The sequence below is a fragment of the Paenibacillus sp. DRB1-1 genome (genome assembly GCF_052119485.1).
Classification (GTDB): domain Bacteria; phylum Bacillota; class Bacilli; order Paenibacillales; family Paenibacillaceae; genus Paenibacillus; species Paenibacillus polymyxa_B.
Genome location: NZ_JBODQH010000001.1, coordinates 3,117,482 through 3,134,070, shown reverse-complemented (window position 1 = coordinate 3,134,070; position 16,589 = coordinate 3,117,482). Strand labels below are relative to the sequence as shown.

The following is a 16,589-nucleotide window of genomic DNA, read 5'->3' as shown; positions in this document are numbered from 1 at the left end:
ACATAATGACTGAATAAATGCTCTTTTTATGCAAAACATAGCTGTGCTAATTGAGTTCAATATTATATTCATCGAAAAAAAGCCTTCATTTGATTAATAACAAAGCTCTGCTCATCCACCGACATATTTGTTCCAGAGGGCAAGCAAACTCCTTTTTCAAATAATATTTTGCTAATATCCAAGCCACCTTCATGAGCAAAATATACGGCATCTTTAAAGAGTGGTTGCAGATGAAGCGGCTTCCATACTGGTCGAGATTCAATATTATCTTTTCCTAAATAACCTATTAAATCACTAACGCTTGTACCAATAATCTCAGGGTCTATTATCATTGTTGTCAACCATCGAGTAGACTTACCAAAACTCTTTTCTGGCATAAATTGTATTCCATCAATTCCTGATAGCTCATAGCTATACTTTTCAAAAATTTCTCGTTTCTGTTGAATGCGTTCGTCCAACACACGAAGCTGCCCTCTTCCTATACCAGCCAGAACATTACTAAGACGATAATTGAAGCCTACATCCTCATGCTGATAATGTATCGCCTTTTCCCTCGCCTGAGTTGCGTAATGTCGCGCTCTACTTAGTGCTTCTAAATCATCTGAAACCAGCATGCCCCCACCTGAAGTAGTAATAATTTTATTTCCATTAAATGAAAGAATGCCGAATTTCCCAAGCGTTCCACTCATTTGCTTGCCGTAAGTTGCTCCGAGTGATTCCGCAGCATCTTCTACAATTGGTACCTCGTAATCATCACATATTTTCTTCAAGCGATCGTAGTCTGCACTCTGCCCGTACAAATTGACTATAACTACAGCTTTAGGTTTCTTCCCCTTATCTGCATAAGTCTTGAATGCTCGCTCTAGTGCCTCAGGGGACATATTCCAACTGTCTGGTTCCGAATCGATAAAGACAGGAATTGCACCTTGATATAAGATCGGATTAGCACTGGCAACAAAGGTAAGAGAAGAACAAAAAACAATATCATCCTTCTCCACACCAAGCAATATTAAAGACAAGTGAATCGCTGCTGTTCCAGAACTTAGGGCAACTGCGCCTCCACATCCTAAGTAATTTGCCACCTCTGATTCAAAAGCGTCTACATTTTTACCTAGTGGAGCAATCCAATTCGTTTCAAAGGCCTCTGCGATATATTGTTGTTCAAGCCCGCCCATATGCGGTGAAGATAAATAAATTCTATCTCGATTGGACATTTTGTTTCATCCCTTATCCTTATAGGTTTTTTATTACTTTGGCCGGACAACCCACAGCTATGACGTTCTCTGGCAAATCGCGGATGACACAAGAAGCAGCACCAACGATGGTATCGCACCCTACACGAACACCAGGTATAAGACTTGCACCTATTCCGATATGAGCACAACACCCGATCTGAACTCCACCTGCCATATGTACACCTGGGGAAATATGCACGAAGTCTTCTATTCGGCAATCATGATCTATAGTAGCCGCCGTATTAACAATGACATGCTCTCCAACGTACGCGTCAGCGTTAATTACAGCATTAGCCATGACAACCGTCCCCTCGCTAATGAATGCGCTGGGTGCGACTACAGCGCTTGGGTGAACAGCAGTACCAAATTGGACTGAAGCAACTTTTAATTGACTTACAATCTTCCTTCTGGTTGTATTATCTCCGATTGCCACAACGAACAGCGCCTCTGGATACAGAGATAATAGTTGAGCAATCTGATTACGGCCCCCCAAGATCGGCAATCCGTTCCATGCTATTTCTTTACAATGGTCATCCAGAATACCAATGATTTCTTCACCACAGGACCGTAAAATATCCACAATAACCTTGGCATGTCCTCCTGCTCCAAAAACAATATAGCTCAAGGCCGATCCTCCTTAATAGGTAATGGTCTTTTGAATAAGCTGCTCTGACTTGGATGTTCGGTTCAATATATCTACGATACGAGAGCTTGTGTTATCTCTACTGTAAATATTGTCGGCTGCTTTAACAATTTGTTGGAAAGGCTCAGACATTGCGTACTCCATTGCAGAAGTCAATTCGAGCTCGTCATCTGCAATATCTATTGTGTTCACAGAACGCTCTCTGCCTGTCTGGCGAGTTCCGATATTAATGACTGGAACATGAAAGGAAGCAGCCTCAATAATCCCCGATGAAGAATTTCCAATTAAAATCTTTGCATTTTTCAACATCGTCAGATAATCAAGTTGCTCAAAACTAGTTACAAGGTGCATCCCTTTTCTTGCAGCAAAACGATTATATACATCAACGATCGCATCAGCTCCAGCATCCGAATTGGGCATCACACAAATTACCTCATTCTCACCAGCCAAGAGAACTTCCATCATCTTACCAAGGATGTGCATATCCGCTTCTTCCGTGGTGACAGGATGATAAGCAAACAGCACATAATCGTTATCTATATTCAGATCGTATTTACGTTTCGTCCTCTCTAGCTCAGGCAGGGAAGTGTTCATCATGGTTTCAATTCTCGGAGCACCGACTACATGAATTCTCCAAGGTTCTTCGCCAAGCCTAATTAGGCGCTCTCTGCTTCCATTTGTAGCCACAAAGTGAATGTGGGCCAACTTACTAATCGCATGCCGTACAGACTCATCAATCGTGCCGGAGACTTCTCCACCATGCAAATGAACAAGCGGAATGTTCATGTGAGAGGACACAATCGCAGCTGCAAGCATTTCTCCCCGATCTCCTAATACAACAACGAAATCTGGTTCCAAAGCCTCTACGGCTTGTGTCATGCCCATGATTGCTATTCCAATAGAGCGAGACATATTAGCATGAGTAGATCCTTGCAGCAGACAGTCTACCTTAGCAGATACACGAAATCCGTCCTTTTGGATAGCGTCCAATGTATACCCATGCTGTGGAGATAAATGCATTCCTGTAACCAACAGGTGGAGCTCCAGAGCATGTTCTTCCTCAAGAGCCCGCAAAACCGGGTAATATATCCCATAATCAGCTCGTGTTCCGGTAATCACCAATACTTTTTTCATTGCACATCATCCCATGATAACAAATAATCTTCATGTACATTCTTTAAAAGCTGCTTACCAACCAAGTCATCAATATATTTAGGCTCTATTCCAGTACCCGGACGCTTGATAACTAGATCTTCTAGTGTTAGCAACTGGCCTGTTTTTTTAGGTGTTGCCATCACAATACTTTTTCTTGCAACGGCTCTGGTACTTTCCTCGGAAGGCATACACCTTTTAACACCATCCCCTAGGGCCTGCTCCACATTACGAATCGCGAGAACCATTTTTGAGAAATCAGCAGGCTCCAGTGAAGCCTTATGGTCAGGACCTGGAAGATTTCGATCCAATGTAAAATGCTTTTCAATAATTCTAGCTCCCAGTGCTGAAGCAGCTACAGCGATCTCAATTCCAGCCGTATGATCTGAGTAACCTGTGACCTTATTAAAGGCTGTAGATATTGTCTTCATAGCTAGCAGATTCACATCTTCTAAAGGCGCCGGATAGTCAGAAGTACAGTGTAGTAATAGTACTTCACTCTTTTTAAATGCTTGTAACGATTCTCCAATTTCATCTAAATTAGACATCCCGGTTGATAGAATAATCGGACGCCCATAGCTATCAAGTTTCTGAAGAAAGGGGATATTGTTCATATCTCCTGACCCAACCTTGAATGCGTCAATATGAATTGAATTCAGAAACTCAGCACTTTCTTCATCAAAGGGTGTGGAAAGGAACCCTATCCCTTTATCCTCACAGTACCTTTTCAAAAGAACAAAATCCTCAAAGCTCAATTCCAACTGTTTTAACATATCTAATTGGCTTTCAGCTGAATTGGTATTTTCTGTCTGATAATTAGCCTTCTGGGCGTACTTGGTTACCAGCTTTTCGCTTTTAAAGGTTTGGAATTTCACTGCATCGGCACCACTTAAAATCGCTTGATCAATACACTCGAATGCAAGCTCCAATGATCCGTTATGATTGACTCCTACCTCCGCGATAATATAGATAGGGTGGTTTTCATTATTTGATAAGAAGTTTTGCATGTTATATTCCTCACTCCTACTGCAAGGATTCCTTGTGATTGGATTCTCTCCAAAAATACTCTGCCATTTTTAAATCAAACTCGTCATCTATGTCAATAGATCGTTCTTTAGGCATAATGTAGCCACAATTATTAGGACCAACCAGAGTGTCACTATTCATCAACAGATCTCTTTTTACGATATAGATGGCTCCGTTTAGAGCATGTAGTTCTTTCAGGTCTTGTCTCCTCAAATGCTCCCGTTCACCTTTCAGGTAGGGCGTAAGCCGACCGTTATCCATTTCCCTTAGTAGATAGGGTTGCACTCCAGACAAAGTGACACTTTGAAGTGAATCAGCCTGATGATCTAAAAATATTTTATATGCTTCTTTAATGTCCATAGCATTTCGCAGTGGAGATGTGGGCTGCAGCAGCATAATAACATCAAAAAATTGATTTTGCGTCTGCTCATAAAATTCAACTGCATGCTTCAATACATCAATGCTTTTGGCCTCATCGGTAGCTAGTTCATCGGGCCTTATAAACGGAACAGCCGCTCCGGCTTGGCCCGACACACGAGCAATCTCTTTACAATCCGTTGAAACTATAACTTCGTCCACACAACCACTATTTAGTGCAGCTTCAATGCTATATTGAATGAGCGGTTTATCATGTAACAATCTTATGTTTTTACCGGGTAAACCTTTTGATCCACCCCGCGCAGGAATAATAGCCAAACATTGGTGATTGCTCATCATACAATACCTTTTGTGAAGCCCAATCCGTTCTGTTCAATAAGCTCCCGAATGGCTTTCGGGAAAATCTGTGGTGCAGTCATCGAAGAATATTCTTGACGAATTGCCCTTTGAAAACCTTCATATTCTTGCTCTGCTGTATGAAATAACGAAGGAATGATATACATTTGTCCATTCTCCAACGCTCTTTCCGATTCCTCAAGCGTCATTAATTCCTCATATAGCTTCTCACCCGGCCTGATTCCGGTCTCAATGATTTCTCCACGATAGGGCTTACCAACTGCCTCTTCATACGAATCAACCAAGCATTGGGCCAAGTCCGTAATCTTGAGAATCGGCATTTTCAGTACAAATACTTCTCCGCCTTGCGAATAGTGCGCCGCATCTATGACCAATTGAGCGGCTTGAGGAATAGACATCATAAACCGAGTCATCTCTGCATGTGTAACCGTCACCGGTGTCCCTTTAGCAATCTGATCACGGAATAAAGGAATAACAGAGCCCCTGGATCCCATAACATTTCCAAAGCGGACACAAGAAAAGATGGTACGTTTGCTCCCTTTATACAAGTTGGCGGCAGAAATTAAACGTTCTGATAGCAGCTTCGTAGCTCCCATCGTATTCGTTGGATTTACCACTTTATCTGTGCTGATGGCTACTACTTTTTCTACATTATGCTCAATAGCCGTCTCTATCAGATTTTGTACACCAATAACATTCGTTTTCACTGCTTCCATAGGGTTATACTCGCATGCTGGCACATGTTTGAGAGCAGCAGCATGAAAAATATAATCCACATCCTCCATAGCATAACTCAATCTTTGCTTGTCCCTGATATCACCGATCAGATAACGGATATTCGTATATTCTTTTAATTCCTGCTGCAGATCAAACTGCTTGCTCTCATCCCTGCTAAAAATCCGTAAGGCTTTAGGGTTATACGATAAAATATTACGTACAATTTCGCTTCCAATCGAACCTGTGCCGCCCGTAACCAGTACAATCTTGTTGGTAAACATAATGACCTCCGGAGTGTAAAACGATTAATTTATATATCTTTATCGATCACTGCATCGCTATCTATTTTTTTATCTAAACGGCGAACCGATTCCGAAAACATTTCTTCGAGTATCGGAATTTGTGTTGTAATATCCTTTAAAATCTTACTAACGTGCTCGTAGATTAAATCAGACTTACGAGTCAACTGATGTTCTGTCACAATGACAGGAAGCACCTGATCAAAACGAGCAACTTCGATAGGCATGATAGACTCAAATATAGGTGAGAACCATGTTCTGTTAGCTATTAGCCCCCACATCTGCTCTATGGATTCCATCATATTTTGAGCCTTTGCTGGTTTAGTCCGGCTAAACTCGCGTAGCTTATTCATAAGCTTGTGAATAGCTGCAATCTCAGAGCGTACATTGGAAAGATCCTCACGCGTCGCTATCAGCTTGTCTCTGACATCCTGCACCTTATTCATATCAACAGCAATATTTTTTTCATTTATCAAATCGGCAATTGCATCAGGGGCAACAGTTTCTGAAGCCAACCATTCAAAGATCTCTTCCATGGGCTTGAAAGGAGCACCCTCAATCACTGCACCATTGCGGCTTGAATTGACGAATTCGATTTTCGGAAGTGCCGTAATGAGATTTTCGAGTCCATCCTTCATCAGGGAGAAACTTCCGTCTGTAGTGTTGTACGTCCCCTTTACATTTAGCACTTTTTTAGGTGCCTCCTGTACTTTCTTATCTGTAGTTTCAGTTGCAAAATGTTCAATTCCATCTGCGTAAAATTTGTTATCAGGGAACGACAAATCCTGGCCTGCAAGGATGATCCGTTTGGCCCCCAGACAGGCTGCTGCTTGAATAGCCGTTCCTGCAACTGTTTCTGTAGGGGAGATAAAGAGTTCCTCTTGACTGAGTCCAAAGAAATACTGGGATACATCATCACTTTTCATAATACTATGAATTTTTTCTGCGCAGTTCTGATCGGAAATCTCATAATAAGATGAAGAGGTAAACAATAAAGGTTGTTCCCTTGTTACAGAAGAAGCAAAGATCTTCTTATTGACTGGATGTCCATCCATAATGACAGCAAGGTGAGGCCGTACTCCATGCTTTACTAAAGCCTGAATGCTGGAGCCTGCTGAAATAATCAGTACATGAGGACGCAATTTTTTCAGCCATTCGATATCCTCCTGTAACGATGGTCCCGATGATACAACCACCACCGTTGCACCCTCAAGAGCATAAAAAAGCCGCTCAATGGAAGGAGTGTATAGTACATCAGATAGATGATATAGAAAATTCCGAGTCCATTCTTCTCGAAAACGATTCTCTGTATATTTATCTACCAAAAAGGTCTGATGATAATCCTGAAATTTCTTTTTTACTTCACGTAACATATCCATATCGTCTGATAAATACTTACGCAGTGCGATAAACACCAAATCTTCTATCATATAACTACTTAACATATGAAACATCATATTGAGCTGAGAATCACCAACGGATAGCCAATACAAATTGGGATGTCCCAACAAAAGACTGAGATCATACTCTGTCACAGCTTTTCGAAACAGCTGCTCATCCGGCTCGTACACAAACAACCAATGATTCGGATACAATTCGAGGAGATCAGCAATACTGAGCCCCCTTTCAAACCCATATACAAAAATGATCTTTCCATTTCCAATAGCTCCATCAACAGCATTGAGCCAAGCGATATCCCTTTCAAAGGACTCAGTAAACAAAGGTATAGATAAGTCATCATTCGGCAAACTATTTATTTTGGTTGCAACATGAGGAAACCTTTGCTCTAGAATTGTATGGTTTATTTGTAGTTGAGACAAGGTAATACCACCGTTTCACATTAATATTTGTTAATTAGTATATCGGATTTACTCTTAATGGAATGAACCTTTTTACAAAAATACCCCCATTCAAATCGAATAGGGGGTACGCTCCATAAAGCATTTTTTATTTGCGATGATCAATAAACAAACTGTCTACAGAATAAGCCTGCTGGTATGCATGCTGCTGCACACGAATGGCTCCGCGTTTCTCCATCCAGTGGCCAGCCTCATCCTTTAGTACATGCATACGCTGCAAAATTACAGAATCATTACTTAGTATGCCACGAATTTTCTGTTTATCATTTTCCGTTAACGATGGCTGATAGGGCTGCATCTGTTCTACAATGCGCTGTCTTTGATCAGCAAACTGTTCGAATTCTTCTTCACTTAAATTTAGAAGGTTAGATAATACTGCTTCTGTCCTATGTTGCAACTCTTCAAGGAGTACTTGTATATTAGGATCTGCCATCACACACTACCAACTACACCAGGCATTTTCATGGCTTCCAACCAAGCTTCCCGTAGGTCAGTCAAATGTTCCAGCACCTCTTGTGCCGGAGAGGCTATTTTGTGGACATTCGCCTCGATCAGCTCATGCAGCATATATTCATACACTCGCAATAAGTCATGGGATATTGGATACTCAAAATTTAACGCAGATATCAGCTCGTGTACAATCGCTTGCGCTTTACACAAATTATTATTTGCTTTCTCGTTATCCTTATTCTCTATTCCCTCAATCCCCGCACGAACGAAACGAATAGCCCCATCGTATAACATAATCAGCAGTTTAGGCTTGGATGCAGTTTGCGCTTGTGTCTGCCGGTATTTCTGATAGGGTGTATTGATCAATTATAAAACCTCCTTTATGACAACATACTTGTAAGACTGGAAGATGTGCTATTATATCTGTTAATGGATGTTTCCATCGCGGTAAATTTTTTAAAATAATTGGTTTCAATCATCGTTAGACGACTTGTCATGTCACTGATCCGGCGGTCTAGGCTCAATAATTGCTCTCCCATTGAGCTCGTAGAAAGAAATGAAGCGGTTAGATCAGAGCTAACCTTGGATGTACCCGCAGTATCCGCCATCCTTTGAAGTGATGCATTCGAAATTTTCTTTAGTTTAGCAAGAATACCGTCTTGTTGTGTATATTTATTAGTTAACGCCGTGCTTGGATCCTGTTTCCCAAAAAAATTCGAGATAACATCTGGGTCTTTTTCTACTGCTGCGCGCAATTTGTCTGCATCTAGAATAAGCTTGCCCTTGGTATCATACGTACCCGTAGTGATTCCTAGCTCAGACATCATTAAGGGCTTATTCTTACCATCCGCGTCAACTCTACCGATATCTACACCTTGGATCATAGCATTACGCATTTCAGATAATGTATCCTGCAGGATAGGATCGTTTCTAAGCATGCCGCTCTTGGCTTTCGTTGTCCATAGCTTGACTTCATCATCACTCATATCCGCTTTTTGTTCCGTTGTAAGCGGAGCGTATTTTTTATATCTCTCCTCACTAACCTTGCTATTGAGTGTGGCAAGAACATCATTATACGCATCGACAAAGCTTTGAATATTTTCGACGATCTTATCCGTATCTTTGGTAGCTTCTATTCGTGTTGCAGCACCGCCTGCTGTCTTAAGTGTAATATCAACACCATTTATTGTAAAGTTATTGGAAGACTTTGTTACGTCTAACCCATTTACCTTTAATACAGCATCGGTTCCGTTCGTTGAAGATAGTTTAAATTCACTACTAATTTGAGAATCAATATTGAATGTTTGCGAACCGGTGGTCTTACTTGTTAATGACAAACCGGATTTAGCATCATATAGGGCAGTTACTCCTGTCTTACTGTTATCGTTGATCTTTTTGACAAACGATTCAATGGTTTCATTCGCATCCACATTAATGGTAGAACTACCAACCTGGACCGTGCGAGCTGCCCCATCTGCGAATGCCAATTCAGTACTGGCCTTTTCAGTCCATGTACTGTTCGAGACTGATCTTGCCGCAGTGGCCAAGCTCGTCACCGAAATATCCAACACTCCACTAGCCAACGAAGAAGCCGTTGCAGATAGCGCATCACTATTACCAGTTACTGTAACTTTCTGCGGATTTATTGCAGCGGTGCGGCTTAATGTAGTCATTTTATCTTGAAATGAAACTATCTTAGTGCTGCTTTCGCGATAATTTTCCCTTTTCCATTCCATCAATTGTTTTTGCTGATTCATTTTGTCGAGCGGTACACGCTCAGCTGTCATCAGCTTTTTGACCATTGAATCAATATCCATACCTGAAGCTAGGCCACTTATTCTAGTTACCATAATTGTATATCCCCCTATACTTTTTTATCGATAATGATTCCTGCAATTTCCATCATTCTAGCCGCTATATCCAGAATTTTCTCGGGAGGTACCTCACGAATCAGATCGCCAGTTTCCTTATTCATCACTTTTATCATGATTGCATGTGTCTTTTCATGCACAGAGATCTCGAATGTCTTCTGTGGGCCTTGAATAGCATCAATTACTTTCTGAAGCTCCAAAACTGCTTCCTCATGTGTCGGCTGTTTCTGCGCATTACCAACTCTATTGGTTGTTTGGACGCCATCTTGTGTATCAGCATAATTGGTTTCGGCATCCGAAGGGGCTTCACGTTTTATTCCTGCTGATGGCTGAATCGGCAACAGATTTCCACTACCAGGGGATATCATCGAGTCCATAGAATAACCTCCATTAATAGTTCTTAGACACAATAAAACCGTTCTGTATTTGAAATACTAATACATTATATATCGGTAAATGAGTGCAAATATTTATGAAAAAACTAAAATAAAAACAAAAAAAGATCCTGCGAGAAGCAGGATCTTTTTTTTGTAACGGCTGTCGTTTAAAATTAACGAAGCAACGACAGTACGCCTTGTGGCGCGGAGTTCGCTTGTGACAACATAGATTGCGAAGCTTGCAGCAAAATGTTGTTTTTGGACAGAGCAACCATTTCTTTTGCCATGTCAGTATCACGAATACGAGATTCGGAAGCTGTCAGGTTTTCTACAGTTGTGCCCAAGTTATTGGAAGTGTATTCCAGACGGTTTTGCATAGCACCCAGGTTCGCACGTTGCTTAGCAACTGCTTCAATTGCTGTAGTTGCACTTTTAAGTGTTACGGCCGATGTAAGACCTCTGAAACCAGTGGAGCTAATACCTTTAATAGTAATGGTAAATTTGTCATCGTCAGCTTGAATTTTCACACCTGCTCCGCCGGAAATTGCAATACCGTTGAATTTAGTGTTGGACAGAATTGCGTCAATTTGACTACCCAATTGACCAAGCTCTGCTTTGATGTTGGATTTATCGCCAGCACTGTAAGTATCATTAGATCCTTGAACAGTCAGTTCTTTCATACGAGTCAACATAGAGGATACTTCGTTCATTGCACCTTCAGCTGTTTGTGCGAAAGAGATACCATCTTGAACGTTACGTTGTGCTTGTTCCAGACCACGGATTTGACCGCGCATTTTCTCGGAGATGGAGAGACCAGCAGCATCGTCAGCAGCACGGTTGATGCGCAGACCCGAAGACAGTTTTTCCATGTTTTTGCTTGCTGCCGTGTTGTTCAATTGCATGTTACGGTGTGTATTTACTGCAGGTAAGTTGTGATTGATAATCATTTTAAATTTCCTCCCTGAAATGGTTTGATTCCCACATCCTTGTGGTATAAGCGTCTTCACAGGTCGGCCGCCCTGAAGAATTACCGCTCTAAACTATATATCGACCCTTAAGCTATAATTGTTTATAGCATTCCAGATTTTTTTAAAAAAATATTTTCTTAGAAGTCTACGACTCGGTTATTTCGATTAAAAGTCAAAATCTCTATAATGATGACCTTGCCCAAATCCGACCTGTCCACACCTGACTTGAGCCATCAAACAATCACCCAGATGAATAAACATAAATAAAGGCCGACACTTTACTCGTGTCGGCCTTTATTTATGAAAGTGTACTACTATTATTGTTTAATCAGACTTTCTCTTATCCATTTCCAACATTGCATTTTGAATAGCATTCGAATCCATAACAGCAATTTGATTATTTTGCTGAATAGCATCAAAGACTTCTTTTCGGTAAATATCGATATCCTTAGGGGCAGAAATACCGATTTTCACAGTATCTCCTTCAACAGAAAGAACTGTTATGACGATATCATTCTGAATTACAATGGATTCACCCTTTTTACGTGTTAATACCAGCATTAGGACTCACCGCCTTTGCTGGACTCTATTTCATTCCACAAGGGATGCTTAATTGTATAGTTCGTATTTTGCAAAACAATTTGTTTTCCCGTCTGCTGTTCAATGTTAAAAATTAAAGGCGCAAGCAAATTAACTGTTGTTTTGGATTGATCACTGTTCCATGTACAAATACATCGTACTGATATCTGTTCCTGACTTGTAATCCCAATATCCTCTAGAGCATCATCAGATAACTCAAATTCATAATCTTTAAAGAAATCAAATGGATTTACAGTAATAAAAATAGTAGCTGGCTGCTCTACTGCACTGAAAAGACTAAATAATTCATTATGCTCCTGTAGCTGAAATTCCCGAAGTTGTTCAAATCCTGGTATTCCTTTCGGAAACACATAAAGACTAGTATTTTTATCTTGGTTCTCTTCATCTAATTTCTGTTCTGGGGTCATAAGTAATCCCTCCTATATATAGTAACAAAAAAGCTACGGACCACTCGTCCATAGCTTCAAATTATAAATGTCAAAGATAAAAATCAGCTCATAAAGTCCATCAGGGATGGCTGCATGATTTTAGCTGATGATTTCAGGGCGGCTTCATAAATGGTTTGGGCAGAGGTAGCTTGAATCATCAGACTAGCAACATCCGCATCTTCCGTTTTAGCTTGAAGTGTCGTCAAATTCAAATTCCGCTCTTCCAAACGGGATTGTATCAGTTCAACCCGATTCGTACGTGCGCCCACTTCAGACAAACTGGTCTGCATTTTAGTAAAGCGGGATTCAATACTTGAAAGCTGACTCGATATTGCTGTACTATTTCCGCTGCTTAGTGCAGAAGATATAGCATCCATGACCTTAAAAACATTATCAGCATCTGTCGATTTCCCAAAAAAATCGCTACCGGATGTATTTACCCGAAATGCATCTTGGTCTCCAACTGCATAGCTGACAGCGGCTTGATCCGGATTGATCTGATCATAACTTGTTACTGTAGCAGAAAGCTGATACGGCGCCTGATCATAATTTTGTCCATTAAAAACATACTTCCCACGAAGCTGGCTGTTACCAATATTCATCATTTGTTCTTTTAGCTGATCAACTTCTAGCTTAATCGAATCCAAGCCGGATTGAGGTAGTGTTTCACTTGAAGCCTGTACTGTCAGCTCTTTAAGACGCTTCATTACATCACTGGCTTGTTGCATGGTTGTATCAGTGAAATCTAACCAGCTAACAGCCGCATCTGAGTTTGTCTTGTATTGTTCATTAGAAGCTAACTCAGCTCTGTAACGTAGCGCATAAGTTACCCCTACTGGATCATCTGAAGGTTTATTCAACTTACGACCAGTCGAAATCTGATTCTCCATTTTACCCATATTATTATTATTTCGATTCAGGTTACTGAGCAGTTGCATACTGGTCATCCCTGAAGTCACTCGAATTGGCATGGCTTACTCCACCTTCTCATTATACTAGAGACCTACGCGGCCTGTACCATTAATCAGTTTGTCCAACAGTTGATCAAAAGTTGTCATGAACCGGGAAGCTGCACTGTAAGCATGTTGAAACTTGATCATGTTCGACATTTCTTCATCCAGTGACACCCCGCTGACGGATTGGCGGTTCAAGTCCACTTGCTCAGTCAACAGCTGCGCATTCTGCGATTGTCGCTCTGCTTCCTGAGTTTGGACACCTAATTGCCCAACAATTGCACTGAAGAAGTCATCTACAGTGGTAGTTTGCGCTTGAGTTGTATTAAAACCAAACTTCACATTTTTCAGGCTCGCCATAGACAATGCCAAAGCATTGTTACCTACAGTTACCTTTTCATTAGCTGTTCCCGTTCCATCTACACGCAAAGAACTGGCAATTTTATTGGGATCATCTTGAATATCCTTATTCAGCGTAATGTTACCGGCTGTAATAGCAGCTCCATCTTTCGAGGTGAAAAACACTCCTCCCTTTTCTGGAGTTGTGCCACTGAGTGTGTATCCCAATTGATGGAGTCCATTAATTCCTTGTACGGTTACTTTCAAATCCGCGGTCAAGGTTCTGTTGTTATTCGCATTCGAGTAAGTCACTGCTGCATTGTTGACACCTGAATTCAGTACCGTTCCCTCAGGTAGAACTGTACCTGCGGGTAAAGTAATTTCAATATCACCATTTGCCAAAGTATTAGCTAACTGGTCCATTTGGGTTTTGTAATCTGCTACATATTTATCTCTAGATAAAATCATACCGTACACTTCGCCACCAGTTAACGCTCCACCTTGATATGCAGCCTCAAGGCCAGCCGCCGTAATAGCAGTTACCTCTGTGCCTGCTACAGCTATCTGTCCTGCCACCGTTACCTGATAACCGTTATCCAGCTGAGTTACCTGCACATTCGCAAGCTTGGACAACTTATCAACTGCATAATCCCGCTGATCACGCAAGTCATTCGGATTATCCCCAAGTTGTTCTAACTTGTAAATATTACCATTCAAGTCCGCTACAGACTGCAATAACGAATTCATCTCGCTTGTTTTTAATGTAACGTTATTAGTCAAATCAGAACTGAGTGCATCCAATTGCTTGCTAGCCTGGTTCATTGCATCTGTCAGAGCAAGTGTAGTCTCTTTTACAATTTTGCGATTCGTGACATCCTGAGGATCTTGGCTCAGATCGGACCATGCATCCCAGAAATTATCCATGACCTTACGGATACCTGTATCCGAAGGTTCATTCATAATGGTCTCCAGCTTGTTCAGTGTGTCATAGCGAATGTCCCATCCACCTTGAGAAGAACTTTCATTACGATACTGATCGTCCAGAAACGTCTGACGGACGCGCTCAATAGCAGTGAATTCAACCCCTGTACCCATTTGACCTCGTACAACGGAACGATTCAAACCGTAGGCTTCCATAGAGTCCGAGGCCTTCATACTAACCACTTGTCTGGAGTAACCCGCTGTGTTGGCATTTGAGATATTGTGTCCGGTTGTATTAAGTGCCGCCGTTTGTGTGTTTAAGCTTCTTTTCGCAGTTTCTATACCATGAAATGTTGAGACCATGTTTTCCTCCTTCAATTAGGCGCGTGTATCAAATAGTCCCGCTCGTACAGTAGAGGTGCTTTTGTCAGCTGGACGCTGATAAACCGCTTCAGATTCCGCATAATATGACATACTCTCAATAGAAAAATCAATATAGGAAAGCGCCTGTTGTATAAGCTGTTGATTCAACTCATTTAATTTTTTCAATTCTACAAGCGTATCCGCTAGATTTTTTTGAATTTGAAGGAGGCGCTGCTTGTCTTCTACATCAAACACAAGACGAGACAACTCCGTAATATTGAGATTCAACTTGGACTTAATACCACGTTCCTGCAAAAATTCATATGCTGCCTGCAGGCGTCGCTCATCCAGCTGTTCAATGTGTCTGGACATCTTCGATTCCTGGTTCATGACTAGAATGAGCTGATCTACCTTATTTGATATCAGTGCTTCTTTTTTTTGATTTCCTAATGCAATCAACTGCTCGTGAGCCTCTCTAAGTTGCTCTAGCACATCAATCAATCGATCTAAAGGCATATTCCTTCACCTAGCTTTCAGAAGACTGCTTGAAGTAAGGTAACAGCTTCTCTGCAATTTTATCGGCATCCACACGATAGGTACCAGAAGCTACTTGCTGCTTAAGCTCCTGAATTTTCTTAACACGGTCTGCATCACTGCTGCGGTTCAGCATTTCCATTGCTTCTGGAGAAATCGAAACCTCGTCCTTACGGCGGGACTTCTTAAGCTCCTCTTGACGTCCTGTTTCAATATTGCGTTGATATGGATTAATAGCTCCGATGCGGTTGGTCTCGTTAATTTTCATAACTTCCACCTTCCTTAGTTATTTGATATGGTCAGAATGTATCAGACGACATAGCGTCGAACATGGTTCGTATTATGCCTTACTTCTTTATTTTGTGCATGGTTGCTAAAAATAAAAAAACCGATAAGCTCTATAAAGATTATCGGCGGTATTTGAAACTTTTTGAATAGCTGAATGCGTTTTTAATTCCCCTGTACTACTTTCCACGAAGTTTATCAATCGCGCTGTAGGTACCTGAGCCCATATTATTACTTTGATCCTGATTACTACTTTCGCGTACAGCCTGATGCAGGTCTTTAGTCAGACGTGTTCGACAAGAATCGCACATATGCCCTTCACGAATCGGTATCCCGCATACCTCGCAAGGATACGTCATATTGGGCGCATTAGCAATGGAAATACGTCCCTCACGTATAAATGTCGTGATTTGCTTTACGGATACCTCAGTAGCCTCTGAAAGCTCATGCATATGAATGCCCTTATTTTCACGTATATGTTTGACACAGCGTTCGTATTCAAATTCAATTTCTTTAATACAGTTCTGACAGATTCCCCTGACGTTCTTAATAAACAGCTTTCCACAGCGAGGACAGTTATCCAAGTTCATCCTCTGTAGCGCCCCTTTCCAATTTCCGATCTTTAATTACTTTTATCCTTACATTAACTTATAATGAAGAGCCTCGTCTAGCAAATATTTCAAAAAAGATTTTCGGATTTTACACAATTGCACATCTTAAAAGTTATCATAGTAAAAGAATAAGAGAGAATGATCCATCAGCAAAAGTTTCTCTACATCTATATACATCAATATGCAATGACATAAAAATAAAGAAAGCCTATGAAAGCTAATA

The 16,589-nt window shown here is 41.1% G+C and carries 19 protein-coding genes; all 19 read right to left on the bottom strand.

What is annotated here, in order from left to right:
• Positions 1-68: 68 nt before the first annotated feature.
• Complete coding sequence (locus ACQW03_RS13920) at positions 69-1,214, bottom strand: DegT/DnrJ/EryC1/StrS family aminotransferase (protein ID WP_104497789.1); 1,146 nt, start codon at positions 1,212-1,214, stop codon at positions 69-71.
• Between the two features lie 19 nt (positions 1,215-1,233).
• Positions 1,234-1,860, bottom strand: coding sequence for an acetyltransferase (locus ACQW03_RS13915; RefSeq protein WP_441950212.1), 627 nt, complete (start codon positions 1,858-1,860; stop codon positions 1,234-1,236).
• Positions 1,861-1,872: 12 nt separating this feature from the next.
• Positions 1,873-3,012, bottom strand: coding sequence for a UDP-N-acetylglucosamine 2-epimerase (gene neuC / locus ACQW03_RS13910; RefSeq protein ID WP_025722101.1), 1,140 nt, complete (start codon positions 3,010-3,012; stop codon positions 1,873-1,875).
• A complete protein-coding gene (gene neuB, locus ACQW03_RS13905; protein WP_104497787.1) occupies positions 3,009-4,037 on the bottom strand; it encodes an N-acetylneuraminate synthase in 1,029 nt (342 codons plus the stop codon). Before neuB ends, neuC begins: the two co-directional genes overlap by 4 nt.
• Before the next feature lie 16 nt (positions 4,038-4,053).
• Positions 4,054-4,773, bottom strand: a complete 720-nt coding sequence (locus ACQW03_RS13900) for an acylneuraminate cytidylyltransferase family protein (RefSeq protein WP_252508941.1) — start codon at positions 4,771-4,773, stop codon at positions 4,054-4,056.
• Positions 4,770-5,789, bottom strand: a complete 1,020-nt coding sequence (locus tag ACQW03_RS13895; protein ID WP_104497786.1) for a UDP-N-acetylglucosamine 4,6-dehydratase family protein — start codon at positions 5,787-5,789, stop codon at positions 4,770-4,772. Before ACQW03_RS13895 ends, ACQW03_RS13900 begins: the two co-directional genes overlap by 4 nt.
• Positions 5,790-5,818: 29 nt before the next feature.
• Entirely contained in the window at positions 5,819-7,300 is a 1,482-nt protein-coding gene (locus ACQW03_RS13890) for a motility associated factor glycosyltransferase family protein (RefSeq protein ID WP_441950208.1), read from the bottom strand.
• Positions 7,301-7,754: 454 nt separating this feature from the next.
• Complete coding sequence (locus ACQW03_RS13885; protein ID WP_104497784.1) at positions 7,755-8,099, bottom strand: hypothetical protein; 345 nt, start codon at positions 8,097-8,099, stop codon at positions 7,755-7,757.
• Positions 8,099-8,482, bottom strand: a complete 384-nt coding sequence (fliS, locus tag ACQW03_RS13880; protein WP_028542149.1) for a flagellar export chaperone FliS — start codon at positions 8,480-8,482, stop codon at positions 8,099-8,101. The genes ACQW03_RS13885 and fliS overlap by 1 nt, the downstream gene beginning before the upstream one ends.
• A gap of 14 nt (positions 8,483-8,496) precedes the next feature.
• Positions 8,497-9,966: a flagellar filament capping protein FliD gene (fliD, locus tag ACQW03_RS13875; RefSeq protein ID WP_441950206.1), complete on the bottom strand. Its 1,470-nt coding sequence runs from the start codon at positions 9,964-9,966 to the stop codon at positions 8,497-8,499.
• Between the two features lie 14 nt (positions 9,967-9,980).
• The gene (locus tag ACQW03_RS13870; protein ID WP_441950204.1) at positions 9,981-10,364 is read right to left on the bottom strand and encodes a flagellar protein FlaG; all 384 of its coding nucleotides are present in this window, start codon (positions 10,362-10,364) and stop codon (positions 9,981-9,983) included.
• Between the two features lie 173 nt (positions 10,365-10,537).
• Positions 10,538-11,311, bottom strand: a complete 774-nt coding sequence (locus tag ACQW03_RS13865) for a flagellin N-terminal helical domain-containing protein (RefSeq protein WP_104497781.1) — start codon at positions 11,309-11,311, stop codon at positions 10,538-10,540.
• A 345-nt stretch (positions 11,312-11,656) separates the two neighbouring features.
• The gene (csrA, locus tag ACQW03_RS13860; protein WP_025719131.1) at positions 11,657-11,893 is read right to left on the bottom strand and encodes a carbon storage regulator CsrA; all 237 of its coding nucleotides are present in this window, start codon (positions 11,891-11,893) and stop codon (positions 11,657-11,659) included.
• Positions 11,893-12,339 carry a flagellar assembly protein FliW gene (locus tag ACQW03_RS13855; RefSeq protein ID WP_441950201.1) on the bottom strand — a complete coding sequence of 149 codons (447 nt, stop codon included), beginning with the start codon at positions 12,337-12,339 and terminating at the stop codon, positions 11,893-11,895. The genes csrA and ACQW03_RS13855 overlap by 1 nt, the downstream gene beginning before the upstream one ends.
• 83 nt (positions 12,340-12,422) lie before the next feature.
• Positions 12,423-13,331 carry a flagellar hook-associated protein FlgL gene (flgL, locus tag ACQW03_RS13850; RefSeq protein ID WP_076294043.1) on the bottom strand — a complete coding sequence of 303 codons (909 nt, stop codon included), beginning with the start codon at positions 13,329-13,331 and terminating at the stop codon, positions 12,423-12,425.
• Between the two features lie 24 nt (positions 13,332-13,355).
• On the bottom strand, positions 13,356-14,936 hold the full coding sequence (gene flgK, locus ACQW03_RS13845) for a flagellar hook-associated protein FlgK (RefSeq protein WP_441950199.1): 1,581 nt from the start codon (positions 14,934-14,936) through the stop codon (positions 13,356-13,358).
• Between the two features lie 15 nt (positions 14,937-14,951).
• A complete protein-coding gene (locus ACQW03_RS13840; protein WP_441950197.1) occupies positions 14,952-15,452 on the bottom strand; it encodes a flagellar protein FlgN in 501 nt (166 codons plus the stop codon).
• 10 nt (positions 15,453-15,462) lie between these two features.
• The gene (gene flgM, locus ACQW03_RS13835) at positions 15,463-15,738 is read right to left on the bottom strand and encodes a flagellar biosynthesis anti-sigma factor FlgM (protein ID WP_039271505.1); all 276 of its coding nucleotides are present in this window, start codon (positions 15,736-15,738) and stop codon (positions 15,463-15,465) included.
• Between the two features lie 196 nt (positions 15,739-15,934).
• Entirely contained in the window at positions 15,935-16,345 is a 411-nt protein-coding gene (locus ACQW03_RS13830; RefSeq protein WP_023990675.1) for a TIGR03826 family flagellar region protein, read from the bottom strand.
• Positions 16,346-16,589: the final 244 nt, after the last annotated feature.